Origin of the sequence: Streptomyces cynarae (assembly GCF_025642135.1) — a bacterium.
GTDB classification, from domain to species: domain Bacteria; phylum Actinomycetota; class Actinomycetes; order Streptomycetales; family Streptomycetaceae; genus Streptomyces; species Streptomyces cynarae.
Genome location: NZ_CP106793.1, coordinates 5,949,817 through 5,963,904 on the forward strand (window position 1 = coordinate 5,949,817; position 14,088 = coordinate 5,963,904).

The following is a 14,088-nucleotide window of genomic DNA, read 5'->3' on the forward strand; positions in this document are numbered from 1 at the left end:
CCCGGGGGAGGGTGAACATCGACTTGACCCTTCGGTCAGGTTTACGACAGCCCGTTGCTGAGGGCGCTCACCAGCTCACCATTGCTGGTGTCGCCGCTGAACTCCCAGAAGAAGGCACCGCCGAGCCCCTGGTTCTTGGCCCATGCCATCTTCGTCCCGATGGTGGCCGGGGTGTCGTACGACCACCAGTTGCTGCCGCAGTGTGCGTACGCCGTCCCCGCGATGGTGCCCGTGGCCGGGCAGGACGTCTTGAGCACCTTGTAGTCCTCGATGCCCTGCTCGTACGTGCCGGCCGCCGGGCCCGTGGCCGTGCCGCCCGGGGCGTCCTGGGTCACGCCGGTCCAGCCGCGGCCGTAGAAGCCGATGCCGACGAGGAGTTTCTTGGCGGGCACACCGATCGCCTTGTACTTGGCTATCGCGTCGGCCGTGGTGAAACCGGCCTTCGGGATGCCGCTGTACGACGTGAGCGGGGAGTGCGGGGCCGTGGGGCCCTGCGCGTCCCAGGCGCCGAAGAAGTCGTACGTCATCACGTTGTACCAGTTAACGTAACTCGCGGCGCCCGCGTAGTCGGCGGCCTCGATCTTGCCGCCCGAGGAGCCGTCGGCGGTGACCGCCGCGGTGACCAGGGCGGAGGAGCCGAACTTGGCGCGCAGCGCGGCCATCACGTTCTTGAAGGCCGCAGCGCCGCTGGTGTCGCAGGACAGGCCGCAGGCGTTCGGGTACTCCCAGTCGATGTCGATGCCGTCGAAGACGTCGGCCCAGCGCGGGTCGTGCACCAGGTCGTAGCAGGACTGGGCGAAGCCCGCAGGGTCCTTGGCAGCGTCCGCGAAGCCGCCGGACCAGGTCCAGCCGCCGAAGGACCACAGCACCTTGAGGTGCGGGTACTTGGCCTTCAGCTCGCGCAGCTGGTTGAAGTTGCCGCGCAGCGGCTGGTCCCAGGTGTCGGCGACGCCGTTGACGGACTGGTCGGCGGTGAACGCCTTGTCGTAGTCGGCGTAGGAGTCGCCGATCGCGCACTTGCCGCCGGTGACGTTGCCGAAGGCGTAGTTGATGTGCGTGATCTTCGCGGCCGACCCGGACGTCACCAGGTTCTTGACGTTGTAGTTGCGGCCGTAGATGCCCCACTCGGTGAAGTAGCCGAGCTTGACCTTGTCGCCGGTGGTCGGGGGAGTGGTGGTGCCCCCGGTGGTGTGCACGGCGACCGCGCCGCTGGCCGGACCGGTCTGGTCGGCGGTGTCACGGGCCTGGACGGTGTAGGAGTAGTCGGTGCCGGCGGTCAGACCGGTGTCCGTGTACGAGGTGGCCGTCACGGTCGCGACGGTCTTGCCGTCGCGCAGGACGTCGTAGTTCTTGACGCCCTTGTCGTCGGTGGCCGCGCTCCAACCGAGCTTGACCGAGGTGTCGGTGATGCTCGAGGCGGTGGGGGTGCCGGGTGCGGAGGGCGGGTTGTCGCCGGGGACGGTCGTGCCGCCGTCACAGCTGCCGCCGTTGAGCTTGCAGTTGGACGGTGAGCCGGAGCCGCTGCCGTTGAAGCCGAAGGAGACGGAGGCGCCGGGGGCGAGGGTGCCGTTGTAGGACTTGTTCTTGGCGGTCCAGTGGGTGCCGGAGTTGGTGACGTCCGCGTCCCACGCCGAGGTGACGGACGTGCCGGAGGGGAAGTCCCACTCGACGGTCCACGAGCTGATGGTCGTGGAGCCGGTGTTCTGCACCGTCCACTTGCCTTCGAAGCCGGTGCCCCAGTCCTGCGTCTTGGCATAGGTGGCGGTGGCGGTCGAGGCGGCCTGGGCGGGACCTGCGGCGAGTCCGACGAGCCCGGCCAGTGGGAGCAACAGGGTCGCGAACCCTGCCGCGGCTCTGTGTCTGAAGCGCATGCTGCGCCTCCCTGTCTTGGGGATGGGGAGTGGTGGGCATGACTGAGCCTTCACACCCACGGTGCCGCGAGAATAGAAAGGTCTGGACCATAGGTCAATAGGTCTGGACCACTGTGACGGTCGGTGCGCTGGATCCCCAACTCCTGCGCCAGAACCGCGGCTTGGACCCGGCTGCGCAGCCCCAGCCTTCCGAGGAGACGACTGACGTGGGTCTTCACGGTGGCCTCGGCCATGTCCAGGCGCCTCGCCGTCTCGGCGTTGGACAGCCCCTCACCGAGGCACGACAGCGCCTCGCGCTCGCGCCGGGTGAGGACGTCGAGGACGGCCGGATCCGTCCTGGGCTCCTGTACCGGCCCCGTGGCCAGCTCCGCGATCCGCCGCCGCGTCACCGGGGGAGGGATCAGCCCCTCGCCGCGCGCCACCGTCCGCACGGCCTCGATGAGGTCCTTCGCCTCCGCGTTCCTCGACAGGAAGCCGGCCGCGCCGGCCCGCAGCGCGCCGAAGACGTACTCGTGCAGGTCGAAGGCGAGGACGCGGACGTGAAGAAGTCCCCCGGGCACGACGACCTCTACCGGCTCCGCGTGGGCGCGTGCCGGATCGCCTACGTGATCGATGACGGCAAGCTCGTCGTCCTCGTCGGCGAAGTGGGCCATCGTCGGGAGGTCCACCGTCGACTCTGAAGCCGGCGGAGCCCGGACACCGCTGCCACCGGTCCGACGCCGCGCCGTACGCTGACCCGGCGACAGGCGGTCAAGGGAGGGTGTATGGGCGACGCGGTCGGGGCGGTGCTGGTCGTGGACGACGACGCGGCCATCCGGCGCTCGCTGGAGCGCGGCCTCAGGCTCAGCGGGTTCCGGGTGCGGACCGCCGAGGGCGGGGCCGAGGCGCTCGCCGTCATCCGGGACGCACCGCCCGACGTGCTCGTCCTCGATGTGTCGATGCCGGGTATGAGCGGCATCGAGGTGTGCACCCGGCTCCGCGACGACGGCCAGGACCTGCCCGTCCTCATGCTCTCCGCGCTGGACGAGACCGCCGACCGCATAGCCGGCCTCCAGGCGGGCGGCGACGACTACCTCGTCAAACCCTTCGCCCTCCAGGAACTCGTCCTCAGGCTACGCGCCCTGCTGCGCCGTCGCCCGCCCGCCGACCGGGACGTGCTGCGCGTGGCCGACCTGGTGATCGACCCGGCGGCCCGCACCGCCCACCGCGACGGCCGTCCACTGGAGCTGACGCGGCGCGAGTTCGAACTCCTCGAGGTGCTCGCCCGCAACGTCGGCCTCGTCCTCACCCGCGACCAGCTCCTGGAACGCGTATGGGGCTACGACTTCGACGTCCGCACCGACGCCGTCGACACCTTCGTCAGCTATCTGCGGCGCAAGCTGGAGGCACAGGGGCGGCCACGGCTGATCCACACCGTGCGCGGCGTGGGCTTCGTCCTGAGGGAACAGCCGTGAGACTGTCCACCCGTATCGGACTCGCCGTGGGACTGACCGTCCCGCTTCTCGTGCTGGCCTCCGGCTGGCTGTTGCTGCGCCTGGTCGCCCGCGACCTGCACCAGGAGGAGGACCGCCATCTGCGCACCCGGGCCGCCGCCGTGGCCCCGGACGCACGCTCCCTGCTGCGCGCGGCCGCCGCCGGTCGGCCCAAGGCGGCCGACACCCGCGAACGCCGGCTCTACACCGCGGCCCTCGACGTCGGCGTACGCGTCGTCGGACCGGACGCCACCTTCAGCGGCGGGCCCCAGCCCGACGCCTCGGTCGCCCTGCCGGCCGAGGCCACCGCGCCGGTCACCGTCCGGGACGCCGGCCGCAGCTGGCGGGCCCTGTCCAAGCCGATCGAGGGCCCGCAGGTCTCCGGCACCCTGTGGGTCTTCCAGCCCGACACCGCCGACCGCACCCAACTCCGCCTCGTCCGGCGCCGCGTCGTCATGACCGCGCTGCTCGCCGCGCCCCTGTCCGGCCTGCTCGCCTGGGGCCTCGCCACCGGCGCCACCGGCCCGCTGCGCCGCCTCGGCCGCCGTACCGCGGGCCTCGACCCCCGCACCAGCACCACCCGGCTGCGCCACGAGCCGACCGGCGTGAAGGAGGTCGACGAACTCGCGGCCACCCTGCGCACCGTCCTCGCCCGCTACGACGAACAGGCCGCCCGCACCGCCGAGGCCCTGGACACCGCCCGCTCCTTCTCCGCCGCCGCCTCCCATGAACTGCGCACCCCGCTGATGAGCATGGGCACCAACCTCGACATCCTCGCCGACCACCCCGACCTGCCGGAGCCGGACCGCACGGAAGTCCTCACCGACCTGCGCCGCGAGCACGCCCGGCTGCTCGGACTGCTGGTGATGCTGCGCCAGCTGGGGCGTGGGGACCTGGTGGAGGAGGAAGCGTTCCGCGCGGTCGACGTGACGGAGGCCGCGGACGCGGCGGTCGCCGAGGCCCGGCGCCGCGCCCCGGACGCCCGCATCACGTCGAGCGCGCAGCCGGGGCTCACCGTGCACGGCTGGGAGCCCGGACTGCGGCTGCTGCTCGACAACCTGCTCGCCAACGCGCTGGCCCACGGACGGGACGGGCAGGGCGGGGCGGCCGTGACGGTCGGCGTACAGGAAGACGGCCAAGAGGTCGTGATCACGGTGGACGACCAGGGGCCCGGGGTCCCGATCGAGGCCCGCGCCCGGATCTTCGAACGGTTCCAGCGGGGGCCGGACAGTGCTGGCTCCGGGCTCGGCCTCACCCTGGTCGCGCAGCAGGCGGCGCTGCACCGGGGGAGCGTCACGGTGACGGACGGCCCGGACGGGGCGGGGGCGCGCTTCGAGGTACGGCTGCCCAGGGCGGGCGGGGCGCTGCCCGCACGGCGGGACTGGCTGATCGGTACAGCAGGGGCAAACCGGTCACAGAGTTCCCACAAAGACGGCTCCTAGCCTCCGCGGCGTCGGACGGACGACGGGCCGTCCGGGAACGGAGGAGGACATGGACGTACGACGACGGCGCACCCTGCTCGCGGGTCTTGCCACGGCCGTGCTGCTGGTGAGCGGGACCGGGGCGGCCGCCGCGGAGACGTCACCCGCGCCCGCGTCCGCGCACACGGCCGAGGCGGCGCCCAAGGGCGACGGGGCGAAGGCGCTGTGCAAGCGGGTGCCGAAGATCGACCGGCGCATCGACCGCGCGCTGAAGCGGCTGGAGGGCGGAGCGGGCGTCAAGGGCTCCGTCGCCCGGCTGCAGCAGCGCGTGGACAACGCGAAGAAGGCGGGCCACGAGGAGATCGCGACCTATCTCCAGGACCGGCTCACCTTCCGCAAGTCGCTGGTGACCACGCTTCAGCAGCGGCAGAAGGACCTGGCCGGGGTCAAGACGTGGTGCGCGGACAACGACAACGGCAAGGCGGCGAGCTGATGCGTCGCGGGCTGCGGGCGGCCGCCCCCGTGGTGGCCCTCCTCGTCGGCCTCACCGCGGGCTGCGCCCGGGACCACGGGACGGCGGCCACGCCGGTGTCGTCCGGTGGCCCGTCAGCGACGCCGTCCGCCGCCCCGTCCGGGTTGGCGGACATGCAGAAGAAGGTGGCCGCCGCGGAGTCCGCGCTCGCGCAGGCGGACCGGGACGCGTCCCAGGACGGCACCGGCCGCTGACCGGGCCGGGGAGCGCGCCCCGCGGCTCAGGGCTGGGAGCGCGCCCCGCGGCTCAGCGCTCCCCGCCCGGCACCCACAGCACGTCCCCGGTCTCCTTGTTCGCGTACCGGGCGAGAATGAACAGCAGGTCCGAGAGCCGGTTCAGATACGTGGCCGTCAGGGGGTTCATCACCTCGCCGTGGACCTCCAGCGCGGCCCACGTGGAGCGCTCGGCACGTCGTACGACCGTGCACGCCTGGTGCAGCAGGGCCGCGCCGGGGGTGCCGCCGGGCAGGATGAACGAGCGCAGCTTCTCCAGGTCGGCCAGGAAGCGGTCGCAGTCCGCCTCCAGCCGGTCGATGTAGAACTGCTCGACCCTCAGCGGCGCGAACTCCGGGTTCTCGACCACCGGCGTCGACAGGTCCGCGCCCACATCGAACAGGTCGTTCTGCACGCGGGTGAGGACCTTGACAACTGCGTCGCTCAACCCGCCCAGCGCGATCGCGGTGCCGATCACCGCGTTCGCCTCGTTGGCGTCCGCGTACGCGGCGATCCGCAGGTCGGTCTTCGGCACCCGGCTCATGTCCCCGAGGTGCGTCGTGCCCTTGTCGCCGGTCCGCGTGTAGATGCGCGTGAGATTGACCATGCGACCAGCGTAGTTACGCCCCGGCCGTCCGGAACACCCGTGTGCCCACCGTCACGGCGAGCGCCGCGGAGCCGACGGCGACGAGAACGCCGTAGAGCATGTGCGCGCTCGTGTACTGGCCGACGTAGGCGTCGCGCACCGCGTCCACCAGATAGCGGAACGGGACGAAGTGCGAGAGCACGTCCAGCCAGCCGGGCGCGAGGGTCATCGGGAGCATCAGGCCGGACAGCAGCATCGACGGCATCGACACCGCGTTGATCAGCGGCCCGAACTCCTGCGGGGTACGGACCTTCATCGCCGTCGCGTACGACAGCGAGGCCAGCGAGAGCGTGAGCACGGCGACGAACGCGAAGCCGATCAGGATGCCCGGCAGCGGTGCGCGCAGGCCCATCGCCAGCGCGGCGAGCACCAGCAGCACTGCTTGGAAGACGAAGACAGTGGCGTCACGCAGGACTCGGCCGAGGAGGAGGGCGAGGCGGCTGACGGGGGTCACACGCATCCGCTCCACCACCCCCTGGGCGTTCTCCATGATGATCGTGAAGCCCGCGAACAGCGCGCCGAACAGGCCGAGTTGGAGCAGCAGCCCCGGAACCAGCACCTGCCAGGAGCTCCCCGCCTCGCCCAACGGGAGGTCGGTGAGCAGCGGGCCGAAGAAGAGGAGGTACAGGAGCGGCGTCAGCACGCCGAAGAGCAGGGCGAAACGGGAGCGCAGGGACTGGCGGAGATAGCGGCCGTAGATGAGGGCCGTGTCATGGAGAAGCATCTGATCGTCCTATACGGCTACGGGGGCGGCGTCCGTCGGCGCGGGGCCGCGTCCGGTGATGGCGAGGAACGTGTCCTGGAGCGTGGCGTCGATCGAGCCGCCGTACTCCAGCTTCAGCCCGCTCGGCGTGCCCTCGGCGGCGACCGTGCCGTGGTCGACGACCACGAGCCGGTCGGCGAGGGCATCGGCCTCGTCCAGGTAGTGAGTGGTCAGGAAGACGGTCGTCTCGTGCCGGTCCCGCAGTCGACGGACCAGCTCCCACAGGTCGGCGCGGCTGGCGGGGTCCAGTCCTGTCGTCGGCTCGTCCAGGAACAGCACCTTCGGGCGGTGCATGAGCGCCATCGCGATGTCCAGGCGGCGTCGCTGGCCGCCGGAGAGCGCGCCCGTCCTGCGGTCGAGCAGTTCGGTGAGGTCGAGGTCATGAGCCAACTCGTCGGCCCGCTCGACTGCCTGATGTTTCGGCAGGCGGTACAGGCGGCCCTGGGTGACCAGCTCCTCCCGCACGGTGATCTGCGGATCCACGCCTCCGGACTGCGCCACATACCCGCATGCCCTGCGCACTCCGACGGGGTCCGTGGCCAGGTCGCAGCCGGCGACGGTCGCCGCGCCGCCGGTGGGTTTCAGCAGGGTCGTCAGCATGCGGAGGGTCGTCGTCTTGCCCGCGCCGTTGGGTCCGAGGAAGCCGAGGATCTCGCCCTCCCGCACGGTGAGGTCGATCCCCCGCACCGCCTCCACCGGGCCCCGCTTGGTCTGGAAGGTACGGGCCAGACCGGCCGTACTGATGATGGTCATGGCCCCAGAAAAACAGAATCCATGAAAGTTTGCAATGACTCCAAGATTTGAGATGCCCCAGCGAAGCTAGGATCGAGGTATGGCAGAGGGGCTCAGGGAGCGGAAGAAGCGGCAGACCCGGCAGTACATCTCCGATGTCGCCACGGGCCTGTTCCTGGAGCGCGGCTTCGACGCGGTGACGGTCGCGGAGATCGCGGAAGCGGCGGACGTCTCCGTCAACACCGTCTACAACTACTTCCCCGCCAAGGAGGACCTGTTCCTCGACCGCTCCAAGGGGGTGGTGGACCGCCTGGCCCGCTGGGTGCGCGGGCGCGAGAAGGGTGAGTCGGCCGCCGCGGCCGTCCTGCGCGAACTGCGTGACGAGCTCACGGCGGTGTCGCCGCGATTGGGGCTGATGGAGGGATATGACCGCTTCATGAGGGTCATTCACGAGGCCCCGGCTCTCCGGTCCCGCCTGTGGGCCATCGGCCAGGAGGTCCTCGACAACCTCGAAGCCGCCCTGCGTGAGGAGACCGGTGCCGCCCCCGACGACCCGCTGCCCACCCTGATCGCCGGTCAGGTCAACTGGGTTCACCAGACGGTCATGGCCGCCATCGGCCGGGAGATGATGGCCGGGCGCAATCCGGACGAAGTGTCACGCGAGGTGCTCGTGCTTCTCGACGAGATGGAGGAGCTGTTGAGCGAAAAGGTGCTCAAGTACGCCGTCCGTGCCCCGGAATGACCCGTGCCGGTGTGATGTCCGTCATCTGAGACGTGACGCGCGTTACTAACCGGTCACACCGGCCCTCACGAGCGCTAGTGTCCGCCCAGAGAGGCATAGAAGGCGCGTCAGGGGAGTCGCACAGTGGCACGGAAGCTTGCCGTCATCGGGGCCGGACTCATGGGTTCTGGTATTGCCCAGGTATCGGCCCAGGCCGGCTGGGACGTCATCCTCAGGGACGTCACGGACGAGGCGCTGAACCGTGGCACGGACGCCATCAAGGCGTCGTACGACAAGTTCGTGAGCAAGGGCAAGCTGGAGGCGCAGGACGCCGACGCGGCGCTCGCCCGCATCACCGCGACCACCGACCTCGACGCCGCCGCCGACGCGGACGTCGTCATCGAGGCCGTCTTCGAGAAGCTCGAGGTCAAGCACGAGATCTTCCGGACGCTCGACAAGCTCGTACGCGAGGACGCCGTGCTCGCGTCCAACACCTCCGCCATCCCGATCACCAAGATCGCGGCGGCCACCGAGCACCCGGAGCGCGTCGTCGGCGTGCACTTCTTCTCGCCGGTTCCGATGATGCAGCTCGTCGAACTCGTCCGCGGCTACAAGACGAGCGACGAAACCCTGGCCACCGCCCGCGAGTTCGCGGAGTCCGTCGGCAAGACCTGTATCGTCGTCAACCGCGACGTCGCCGGTTTCGTGACGACCCGTCTCATCTCGGCACTCGTCGTCGAGGCCACCAAGCTGTACGAATCGGGCGTGGCCACCGCCGAGGACATCGACCTCGCCTGCAAGCTGGGCTTCGGCCACGCCATGGGACCCCTGGCCACCGCCGACCTCACCGGCGTCGACATCCTGCTGCACGCCACCGGCAACATCTACACCGAGACCCAGGACGAGAAGTTCGCTCCGCCCGAGCTGATGCGCCGGATGGTTGACGCGGGTGACATCGGTCGCAAGAGCGGGCAGGGCTTCTACACGTACTGACACCGCGGGCCCCCTCGGGGATCACCCTCCCGGGTGAATTCGGTATCGGTTCGCCAACGATCGGCAACCTGGCCGCTCTCCAGGCAGTCAGACGTTGCACAACCACAACGCGGAGTACACAGCGACGCACTCTCGGGGAGCGCATATGCACATCAGGGGCGACCACGCCGAGCTGGTCGTCGGGGGCCGCCTCGACGTCCACAGCGCGGCGGACGCCCGTACGGTCCTGCACTCGGCCGTCGACGACGGCGTCGGCGACCTGGTGCTCGACCTGTCCGAACTGGACTCCTGGGACGCCACCGGGCTCGGGGTGATCATGGGGGCCCACCGACGGGCCGGGCGGTGCGGCCGACGGCTGGTGCTGCGCGGTGTTCCGCCGCAGATGCAGCGCCTGCTGGTGGCCACCCGACTGCACCGGATCCTGGCCATCGAGGGCGGCATCGGGGTGGAGTCACTGCCCCGGGTCTGACCGGGCGGTGACCCGACGGCACGGGTTTCGCCGGCGCCAGGCGGGTGACCCGGAGATCGGCCCCCAGGGGTGAACGCCGACGAAACGTGCGTCGCGCGCAATCCTCACGAGACTGTGATGTCTCGGACGGCGCGGTACCCCGGCCTGTCGGAGATACTGACCGAAGGTTTAGGGTTCGGCTGCCCGCCGCCCTCAGGCCCACGAGCGGGCACCGGACCAGAAGCGACAGCGCAGTGTGCGGCAAGGCCGGGAGGGGCTCAGGCACACGACGCTTTTGGGGGGGCTTGGACCTATGGACCCGAACAACCCGGGACCCGAGCAGTACGGCCGGGACGGCGCTGGCGACGCGCCGGGCCGGCGACCGCCGCGGGACCCCATCACACCCGACTTCGGACAGCCGGCACCGGCACTCGCCCGTACCGTCCAGCTCGTGGCGGGCGACTTCCTGCTCACCGTCAACCCCGTCGACGGCAGCGAGATCGAGGTCTGCCCTCCCGGGGAGCGCCCCGCGCGCCCGGCCAAGTACACCGCCGACGAGCGCAGCGGCCGCGAGCGTGCCGCCAGGCCGCCCGTACCGCCCGGACCCTCGCAGGCACGGCTGCCGCTGCTCGAGCGCCAGGAGGAGCGCGAGCGGCTGGTGCGGCTGCTCGCCCGCGGCCGCTCGGTCCGGCTCACCGGACCCTCCGGCTCCGGTCGCACTACGCTCCTCGACGTCGTCGCCGAGGACTGCGTGGATCTCGCGCCCGACGGCGTCGTACGTCTGACCGGCTACCGGCGCACCACCGGCGACCTGCTGTACGACCTCTTCGCTGCCGTCCACAAGGCGCCTCGGCACCGGCCCGACCGGGAGGAGCTGCTCGGGTACGTCCGCGAGATCGGGGCCGTCGTCGTCCTGGACGACCTGGAGTTCGGCGGCAGCGCGCTCGACGAGCTGCTGGACGCCACACCCGAGTGCGCGTTCCTGCTCTCCGCCACGCCCGACGTGCCCGCGCCCTCCGCCGACTCGCACGTGGAGGAGGTCTTCCTCGGCGGGCTCGCCCGCTCCGGAGGCCTGGAACTTCTCGAACACGCGGTCGGCCGCGACCTCACCGAGGACGAGGCGAACTGGGCGGGCGACCTGTGGTTCGAGTCCGAGGGACTGCCGCTGCGCTTCGTGCAGGCCGGGGCGCTGCTCAGGCAGCGCGACCGGCAGCGGGCCGACGAGGGCGCCGTCGACGAGTTCGGCGTCTTCCAGGACGTCGACGTCCCTGTCGACGCGCCCTTCGACGCCGGGGACGACCGTGACGTGCCGCTGCCGTCACTCGCCGAGGCCGCCGCGCCCGCCCCGCTGCTCGCCTCCCGGCTCAGCGCCTCGGCGCGCGAGACGCTGAAGTTCGCGGTCGCGCTCGGGGGAGAGGTGCCGCACCAGACGCATCTGCCGGCCCTCGTCGACGACACCCACGCGGACGCGGCGCTCGCCGAACTCGTCGGCTGCGCCCTGGTCTCCCCGGTCGGCTCCCGCTACCGGCTCGCGGCCGGAGTGCTGACCCAGCTGGAGGCCGCCGGATACGCGACCGGCGCGGAGGAGTACGCGCTCAAGGCCGCCCAGCACTACTCCTGGTGGGCCGGGCACCCCTCGGTCACGCCCGAGAGGGTCTCCGCGGAGGCCGACGCCATACTGGCCGCGCTGACCGCCCTCGTACCCGCCACCTCCCCGCCCCCCGAGGGCGAGGACAGCGCGGCGGTGCGACTTGCCCGGCAGGCGGCGCCCGCGCTGGCCGCGGGGCTGCACTGGGGCGCCTGGGAGCGGGCACTGCGCTCAGGCGCGGAGGCGTCCCGGCTGGCCGGGCAGGTCGGGGAGCAGGCCTACTTCCACCACGAGCTGGGCGTCTTCGCGCTCTGCGGCGGACAGCTCGACCGGGCGCGGGCCGAGCTGGAGGCGTCCATCGGGCTGCGCGGCGCCCTCGCCGACAAGCGCGGCACGGTCGCGGGGCGGCGCGCCCTTGCCCTGGTCGCCGACCGGTCCGGAGAGACGCCGCCCGGTGTGGAGCTGCCCGCGGTACCGACCCCGCCGACCGGCTTCCTGGCGCCCACGCCCTCCGACGACATGGGGACCCTGCTCACCCGGCAGGCGCCGCCCGCCCGTCCGGCGGCCTGCGAGGCGTGGGCAAGGGCACCCGGCGCAACCTGGTGGCCGCGGGTGCGGGCGCGGCCCTTGTCGCGGTGCTCGGCACGGTGGTCACGCTCGGCATGACGTCGAACGACGACGGCAAGGCCCCGGCGGACCAGGTCCGCGTGGGCCCTTCGGCAAGCCAGGGCACGGACGGCGCAGGCTTGGGAGCGGACAAGGCGGGCGACGACTCGGGCGGCAAGGCCGGTTCGGGCTCGGTGGGCGCGGCGACGGCGAAGGCTCCCGGCGGAACCGGCACGCCCGGTACTGCGGGCAGCCCGACGCCGGGCAGCACCGGTGACGTGCCCTCGGGCAACCCGACGGGGACGCAGGGGTCCACTCCCCCGAAGTCGCCGTCGAAGCCGCCGTCCACGCCGCCCACGAAGCCGTCGACGTCGCCTACGAGGACGTCGAGCCCCACCCCGACTCAGACCCCCACGAGCTCCGGGCCGACCACGTCCACGTCCCCGGCGCCCACCGCGAGCACGCCGAGCACCTCCAACTCGGCCAGCGGCCCCGCCTCCAGCGCCCCTGCCACGTCAAGCAGTTCGGCAAGTGCCCCCGCCACCTCCGCCTCCGGCACCCCGAGCAGCACCGGCACGGTGATGTAGCGCCCCGGCGACGCAAGAGGGCCGGGTCCGCCTCCCGGACCCGGCCCTCTGCCGTCGTACCGTCCCTCGGGACGAATCACGAATCGCCTCAGAACAAGCGGAGCTTGTCGTCCTCGATGCCCCTCAGGGCGTCGTAGTCCAGCACCGCACAGCTGATCCCGCGGTCCGTGGCCAGCACGCGGGCCTGCGGCTTGATCTCCTGGGCCGCGAAGATGCCGCGCACCGGCGCGAGGTGCGGGTCCCGGTTCAGGAGCTCCAGGTAGCGCGTGAGCTGTTCCACGCCGTCGATCTCGCCGCGCCGTTTGATCTCCACCGCCACGGTCTGCCCCTCGGCGTCCCGGCACAGGATGTCCACCGGCCCGATCGCCGTCATGTACTCGCGGCGGATCAGCGTGTAGCCCTCACCGAGGGTCTCGATCCGGTCGGCGAGCAGTTCCTGAAGGTGCGCTTCCACGCCGTCCTTGATCAGCCCCGGGTCGACGCCGAGTTCATGCGAGGAGTCGTGGAGGATCTCCTCCATCGTGATGATCAGTTTCTCGCCCGTCTTGTTGATCACGGTCCACACACCCTCCTCGTCGCCCGAACCCTCCTTCAGCGTGCAGGGCGGCGACATCCAGTTGAGGGGCTTGTAGGCACGGTCGTCCGCGTGGATCGAGACGCTTCCGTCCGCCTTCACCAGGATCAGGCGGGGAGCGGAGGGGAGGTGAGCGGTGAGACGGCCCGCGTAGTCGACGGAGCACCGGGCAATGACGAGACGCATGGTCGGCAACGCTACTCGACGCCCCCGTCCGCACGCGATTCGACCTTGAGCGAGCCGGCCCCCGGGGCTCCCCCCTTTTTCCCGAGATGCCCCCGTTCGGCAATGGCTGGTTGTGTGCCCAGTGGGATTTCGCTGTGTTCGCATTTTCCTGGTGCCGTCATCGGCGGTTGCCTACCGTAGTAAACGGGAGGTCGCGAAGTGTGTACTCAGCGTGTTCGATATTGCGAACTCCCTTACCTGTCCATCAACCCCTGTTGTCTCGGGGTGCGAGAGGAGAACCCATGTCGCTCGACGTCTCACCGGCCCTACTCGAACAGGCCGAGCGAGGCGAGGTCGACGAAGCCGATTTCGTCGACTGCGTCCGGACCTCCCTGCCCTATGCGTGGGAGATGATCAGCTCCCTGGTGGCCCAGCTGAAGGTCGACGGCGGTGACTTCGCCGACAACCAGACGCCCCCGCCGGACGAGCAGGCACGTGGACAGCTGCTGCGCGCGCTCGCGAGCGACGCGATACGCGGCGCGTTGCAGCGGCACTTCGGAGTGCGCCTGGCGTTCCAGAACTGCCACCGAGTGGCGGTGTTCCCGCTGGACTCCTCGGTGGACGACACGTTGGCCCGCTTCACCTCGGTCCGCAGCCAGCTCCTCAACCAGTCACCGGAGCTGCGCGACTGCTGAGACCCGCAGATTCGTACGGCTTGCCGCTCCGCACGCGGGAAGTGCACCGGTTTCGGAGCGGC

14 protein-coding genes and 2 pseudogenes are annotated in these 14,088 nt (G+C 71.2%); 10 read left to right on the forward strand and 6 right to left on the reverse strand.

All coding sequences use genetic code 11. The features are described from left to right. Window positions 1-41: 41 nt before the first annotated feature. The gene (locus tag N8I84_RS27180) at window positions 42-1,871 is read right to left on the reverse strand and encodes a glycoside hydrolase family 18 chitinase (RefSeq protein WP_263232111.1); all 1,830 of its coding nucleotides are present in this window, start codon (window positions 1,869-1,871) and stop codon (window positions 42-44) included. 50 nt (window positions 1,872-1,921) lie between these two features. Then, window positions 1,922-2,434, reverse strand: a pseudogene (locus N8I84_RS27185) (LuxR C-terminal-related transcriptional regulator); the annotation flags it as partial. On the opposite strand from N8I84_RS27185, the gene N8I84_RS27190 reads away from it, so the two are divergent. The 5 genes from N8I84_RS27190 to N8I84_RS27210 all read left to right on the forward strand — a co-directional run bounded on the left by N8I84_RS27190 (window position 2,384) and on the right by N8I84_RS27210 (window position 5,490). Next, window positions 2,384-2,551 (forward strand): type II toxin-antitoxin system RelE family toxin, encoded by a 168-nt coding sequence (locus N8I84_RS27190; RefSeq protein WP_263232112.1) that lies wholly within the window; start codon window positions 2,384-2,386, stop codon window positions 2,549-2,551. The pseudogene N8I84_RS27185 and the gene N8I84_RS27190 overlap by 51 nt on opposite strands. Window positions 2,552-2,635: 84 nt before the next feature. Next, entirely contained in the window at window positions 2,636-3,325 is a 690-nt protein-coding gene (locus tag N8I84_RS27195; protein WP_263232113.1) for a response regulator transcription factor, read from the forward strand. Continuing rightward, the gene (locus N8I84_RS27200) at window positions 3,322-4,785 is read left to right on the forward strand and encodes a sensor histidine kinase (protein ID WP_263232114.1); all 1,464 of its coding nucleotides are present in this window, start codon (window positions 3,322-3,324) and stop codon (window positions 4,783-4,785) included. Before N8I84_RS27195 ends, N8I84_RS27200 begins: the two co-directional genes overlap by 4 nt. 49 nt (window positions 4,786-4,834) lie before the next feature. Next, entirely contained in the window at window positions 4,835-5,257 is a 423-nt protein-coding gene (locus tag N8I84_RS27205; protein ID WP_263232115.1) for a hypothetical protein, read from the forward strand. Then, window positions 5,257-5,490 (forward strand): hypothetical protein, encoded by a 234-nt coding sequence (locus N8I84_RS27210; protein ID WP_263232116.1) that lies wholly within the window; start codon window positions 5,257-5,259, stop codon window positions 5,488-5,490. Before N8I84_RS27205 ends, N8I84_RS27210 begins: the two co-directional genes overlap by 1 nt. Window positions 5,491-5,542: 52 nt before the next feature. Here the strand turns inward: N8I84_RS27210 and N8I84_RS27215 are convergent, their stop codons facing one another. Genes N8I84_RS27215 through N8I84_RS27225 form a run of 3 tightly spaced genes read right to left on the reverse strand, consistent with a single transcriptional unit; the run spans window position 5,543 to window position 7,670 of the window. Continuing rightward, on the reverse strand, window positions 5,543-6,115 hold the full coding sequence (locus N8I84_RS27215) for a cob(I)yrinic acid a,c-diamide adenosyltransferase (RefSeq protein ID WP_263232117.1): 573 nt from the start codon (window positions 6,113-6,115) through the stop codon (window positions 5,543-5,545). 13 nt (window positions 6,116-6,128) lie between these two features. Next, window positions 6,129-6,878: an ABC transporter permease gene (locus tag N8I84_RS27220; protein ID WP_263232118.1), complete on the reverse strand. Its 750-nt coding sequence runs from the start codon at window positions 6,876-6,878 to the stop codon at window positions 6,129-6,131. A gap of 9 nt (window positions 6,879-6,887) precedes the next feature. Then, window positions 6,888-7,670 carry an ABC transporter ATP-binding protein gene (locus N8I84_RS27225; protein ID WP_263232119.1) on the reverse strand — a complete coding sequence of 261 codons (783 nt, stop codon included), beginning with the start codon at window positions 7,668-7,670 and terminating at the stop codon, window positions 6,888-6,890. A 79-nt stretch (window positions 7,671-7,749) separates the two neighbouring features. Between N8I84_RS27225 and N8I84_RS27230 the strand changes: the two genes are divergently transcribed. From N8I84_RS27230 to N8I84_RS27245, 4 genes and pseudogenes are all read left to right on the forward strand, one after another. Next, window positions 7,750-8,391: a TetR/AcrR family transcriptional regulator gene (locus N8I84_RS27230; protein ID WP_263232120.1), complete on the forward strand. Its 642-nt coding sequence runs from the start codon at window positions 7,750-7,752 to the stop codon at window positions 8,389-8,391. A 123-nt stretch (window positions 8,392-8,514) separates the two neighbouring features. Beyond that, a complete protein-coding gene (locus tag N8I84_RS27235; RefSeq protein WP_263232121.1) occupies window positions 8,515-9,363 on the forward strand; it encodes a 3-hydroxyacyl-CoA dehydrogenase family protein in 849 nt (282 codons plus the stop codon). Between the two features lie 145 nt (window positions 9,364-9,508). Continuing rightward, window positions 9,509-9,832, forward strand: coding sequence for an STAS domain-containing protein (locus N8I84_RS27240; RefSeq protein WP_103838618.1), 324 nt, complete (start codon window positions 9,509-9,511; stop codon window positions 9,830-9,832). Window positions 9,833-10,124: 292 nt separating this feature from the next. Then, window positions 10,125-12,592, forward strand: a pseudogene (locus N8I84_RS27245) (ATP-binding protein). Between the two features lie 88 nt (window positions 12,593-12,680). Here the strand turns inward: N8I84_RS27245 and nucS are convergent. Then, window positions 12,681-13,352, reverse strand: coding sequence for an endonuclease NucS (nucS, locus tag N8I84_RS27250; RefSeq protein WP_103838620.1), 672 nt, complete (start codon window positions 13,350-13,352; stop codon window positions 12,681-12,683). Window positions 13,353-13,633: 281 nt separating this feature from the next. Here nucS and N8I84_RS27255 point away from each other — a divergent pair, with 281 nt between their 5' ends. Beyond that, window positions 13,634-14,026: an SCO5389 family protein gene (locus N8I84_RS27255; RefSeq protein ID WP_263232122.1), complete on the forward strand. Its 393-nt coding sequence runs from the start codon at window positions 13,634-13,636 to the stop codon at window positions 14,024-14,026. The last annotated feature ends 62 nt before the right edge of the window (window positions 14,027-14,088 follow it).

Excerpts from the sequence above, each read along its gene's own strand:
- N8I84_RS27220 (WP_263232118.1), bottom strand. The coding sequence starts at position 6,878 with ATGCTTCTCCATGACACGGCCCTCATCTACGGCCGCTATCTCCGCCAG.
- N8I84_RS27230 (WP_263232120.1), top strand. The coding sequence starts at position 7,750 with ATGGCAGAGGGGCTCAGGGAGCGGAAGAAGCGGCAGACCCGGCAGTAC.
- N8I84_RS27255 (WP_263232122.1), top strand. The coding sequence starts at position 13,634 with ATGTCGCTCGACGTCTCACCGGCCCTACTCGAACAGGCCGAGCGAGGC.
- N8I84_RS27225 (WP_263232119.1), bottom strand. The coding sequence starts at position 7,670 with ATGACCATCATCAGTACGGCCGGTCTGGCCCGTACCTTCCAGACCAAG.
- N8I84_RS27180 (WP_263232111.1), bottom strand. The coding sequence starts at position 1,871 with ATGCGCTTCAGACACAGAGCCGCGGCAGGGTTCGCGACCCTGTTGCTC.
- N8I84_RS27210 (WP_263232116.1), top strand. The coding sequence starts at position 5,257 with ATGCGTCGCGGGCTGCGGGCGGCCGCCCCCGTGGTGGCCCTCCTCGTC.
- N8I84_RS27240 (WP_103838618.1), top strand. The coding sequence starts at position 9,509 with ATGCACATCAGGGGCGACCACGCCGAGCTGGTCGTCGGGGGCCGCCTC.
- N8I84_RS27205 (WP_263232115.1), top strand. The coding sequence starts at position 4,835 with ATGGACGTACGACGACGGCGCACCCTGCTCGCGGGTCTTGCCACGGCC.
- N8I84_RS27195 (WP_263232113.1), top strand. The coding sequence starts at position 2,636 with ATGGGCGACGCGGTCGGGGCGGTGCTGGTCGTGGACGACGACGCGGCC.
- nucS (WP_103838620.1), bottom strand. The coding sequence starts at position 13,352 with ATGCGTCTCGTCATTGCCCGGTGCTCCGTCGACTACGCGGGCCGTCTC.
- N8I84_RS27215 (WP_263232117.1), bottom strand. The coding sequence starts at position 6,115 with ATGGTCAATCTCACGCGCATCTACACGCGGACCGGCGACAAGGGCACG.